The organism is Albidovulum sp., from assembly GCF_049646345.1.
Classification (GTDB): Bacteria; Pseudomonadota; Alphaproteobacteria; order Rhodobacterales; family Rhodobacteraceae; genus Albidovulum.
Genome location: NZ_JBARVQ010000473.1, coordinates 1 through 2,798 on the forward strand (window position 1 = coordinate 1; position 2,798 = coordinate 2,798).

Annotated in this window: 2 protein-coding genes; both read right to left on the bottom strand. The window is 62.0% G+C overall.

Annotated features, from left to right (window positions below; all coding sequences use genetic code 11):
* Positions 1-144: 144 nt before the first annotated feature.
* A complete protein-coding gene (locus WBB85_RS11875) occupies positions 145-1,662 on the bottom strand; it encodes a TrkH family potassium uptake protein (protein WP_432638823.1) in 1,518 nt (505 codons plus the stop codon).
* A gap of 3 nt (positions 1,663-1,665) precedes the next feature.
* On the bottom strand, positions 1,666-2,798 hold a 1,133-nt coding region (trkA, locus tag WBB85_RS11880), incomplete at its 5' end, for a Trk system potassium transporter TrkA (RefSeq protein ID WP_432638824.1).

Genomic DNA, 2,798 nt, shown 5'->3' on the forward strand with positions numbered 1-2,798 from the left:
AGCCATGTTTATCGTCGCCTTTTGTTTTCTTTACGCGCTTGCACACTCCTCGGCGCTGCACCGGGAGCTTGACGCGAGTATGCGAAAGATTTTCCGAGTTTCCAGCCCAAAGTTACGGAATTCTTGCAATTGTCTCTGAACCGCCTAGCTGCGCCAGAACTCTGGGTTGAGCAAAGCGATGATTGCAAGTGTTTCCAGTCGTCCCAAAACCATCGCGGCCGCCAAAATCGCACGCGCGCCGCTGTCAAGATCCGCCCAGGACAAAGGCGTGCCGGCGGTGACCGAGGCCAGAGGTCCGGTTGTCGACAGCGCGGCCACCGCGAATGTGGTCGAGGCGACGAAATCGAGCCCGGCCAGCGACAGGGCCAGCATCGTGACCGCGATCGAAAGCGCAAAGAGCATGAAGAAGATCCATGCCATCTGTGCCCCCTGACGCCGCAGGCGGCGGGCTTCGCTTCCCGCGCCACCGACCGAATTGGGATGAACCAGCCGCTCAATCTCGCGTTCACCGTGCCGGAACAGTGCGTAGACCCGCAAGAGCTTTACCCCGCCCGCGGTCGTGGCCACACCGCCGCCGATCACGGCAAGTCCGGCAAGGATCAGGCCGGGCGTGGCAAGTCCCGACCAGGCCCGCGCCTGACCCCAGTCGACGGATTCAAATCCGGTCGTGGTCAGGAACGAAAGGACGGTGAAGATCGTTCCCCAAAGGGCTGCAAGCGCCGCCACGGTGTCGCTGACCTCATCAATCTCCAGCGCCCCGACCCAATGGCGCAGGAACAACAGTGCGGGCACGGCCGTAACCAGCAAAAGCGCCATGCGCAGTTCGGGGTCGGCGCCCAGATACTGGCCACTTTGAAATGTGCGACCTGACGGGTAAAGCCGCCGCGAGAGGGCAAAGACCAGGAACAGGAAGATCAGCGCTTCGCCACCGACGCCGGATGCGGATCCCGACATGCCACCGACCGGCGAAATCCCTGATGTCGCAAGGGTCGACATCGCGTGACAGGCCGCCACCAGCGCGCTGTCCCCCGCGACGATCAAGGCCACCCAGAGCACAAGTGTCAGCCCGGTATAGGCCGGTAGCAGCGTGACCGAATAGCGCCAGAGACGGGTCGAGGGGGCAACGATCCGCGAGGCCTGTCCACCTGCCATCATCACGCCCTGCCCCGCCGGTGCCCCGGAAAGCACTTCGAACCCGCCAAGGTTCATGGGCGCGAGGATTGCGATAGCTGTGACCAGAATAAAGAAACCGCCCAACCATCCGACAAGCGCCCGCCAGAGATGAACCGAACCCGCCAACCGGTCGGGATCGAACAAGGTGGCCCCGGTTGTCGTCAGGGAAGACACCATTTCCCACCAGGCGTTGAAGAACGACGTGCCGGGGACCGCCTCGTAAAACGGAATGGCGAACATCAACGGCAGGATCGTGAATGTGCCGAGCAGGGTCAGAAGTTGTTCACGCGCGGGTTGGTTTGACCGGTTGGCTGCCGTTGCGATTGCCAGCAAAACCGTTGCCATCAGGAAAAGCGTGCCGGAATAGAAGAATGTCCGGGACACCGCATAGTCACGGCTGAGCAATCCATGAACCGCGGGGACATACATCGCCCCGGCGCCGATCCCCATCAGGATCACGAAGAACGGGATCTGGTTCAGCCTGCCCATGGCTCAGAAAAAATCGATGGAGACTTGCAGCAGCCGTTCGACCTCGGGCACGTCTCCAGCCATGCAGAAGAGTGCGATGACATCGCCTTCATCCACACGCGTATCGCCTGTGGGCTTGACCACCTTGTCGCCCTTCATCAAGGCCCCCATCAGCACCCCTTCGGGGAACTCGATATCGCGCACCGGGCGGCCCGCGATGGGTGAGGTCGACAGGACCTGCGCCTCGATCACCTCGGCTTCGGCATCGCCGATGGAATAGATCGCGCGGACCCGGCCATGGCGGATGTGGCGCAGGATCGATGAGACGGTCGTGGCACGCGGATTGATATAGGCGTCGATATCCAAGGCCCCCATCAGCGGCACCAGCGTCGGATCGTTGATCAGCGCGATGGCCATCGGGCAGCCCGCCTGTTTGGCCCGGACAGCCGCAAGGATGTTGGTCTTGTCGTCGTCGGTCACGGCAAGAACCGCGTCAGCACGGTCAATATTCGCTTCGGCCAGCAAATCCATATTCATGCCGTCGCCGTTCAGGACAATGGTCCGTTCCAGCGCATCGGCGGCAAGCTCTGCCTGTGCCCGGCTGCGTTCTATGATCTTGGCCCGGACCCGGTCGGTCCGGCTTTCCAGCGCACGGGCCACGGCCAACCCGACATTGCCGCCGCCGATGATGACGATGCGTTCCTGTTTCTTTGTGGTCTTGCCAAAGATTTCCAGCGTCCGGTTCACGTCCTCCACATGGGCGAAGACATAGATCTGGTCGCCTGAGAACAGCTGATCATCCGGTTCGGGCGCAAACAGGCGTCCCTCCCGGCGGATACCAACGACGATGGCCCGCAGGGTGGAAAAGAGGTCGGTGAGCTGCCGCAGGGGCGTGTTCAACACCGGGCAATCCTCGCCGAGTGCAACGCCCAGAAGCTGCGCCTTGCCGTTCATAAAGCTTTCGGTGTCAAAGGTCGAAGGGGCTGCCAGCCGCTGCAGGGCCGCTTCGGCCACCTCGCGTTCGGGGCTGATGACCACATCAATCGGCAGATGATCGCGCCGGTAAAGGTCGGAATAGATCGCATCCATGTAGGATTGCGCCCGAAGCCGCGCGATCTTGCGGGTGATACCGAAAACCGAATGGGCCACCTGACAGG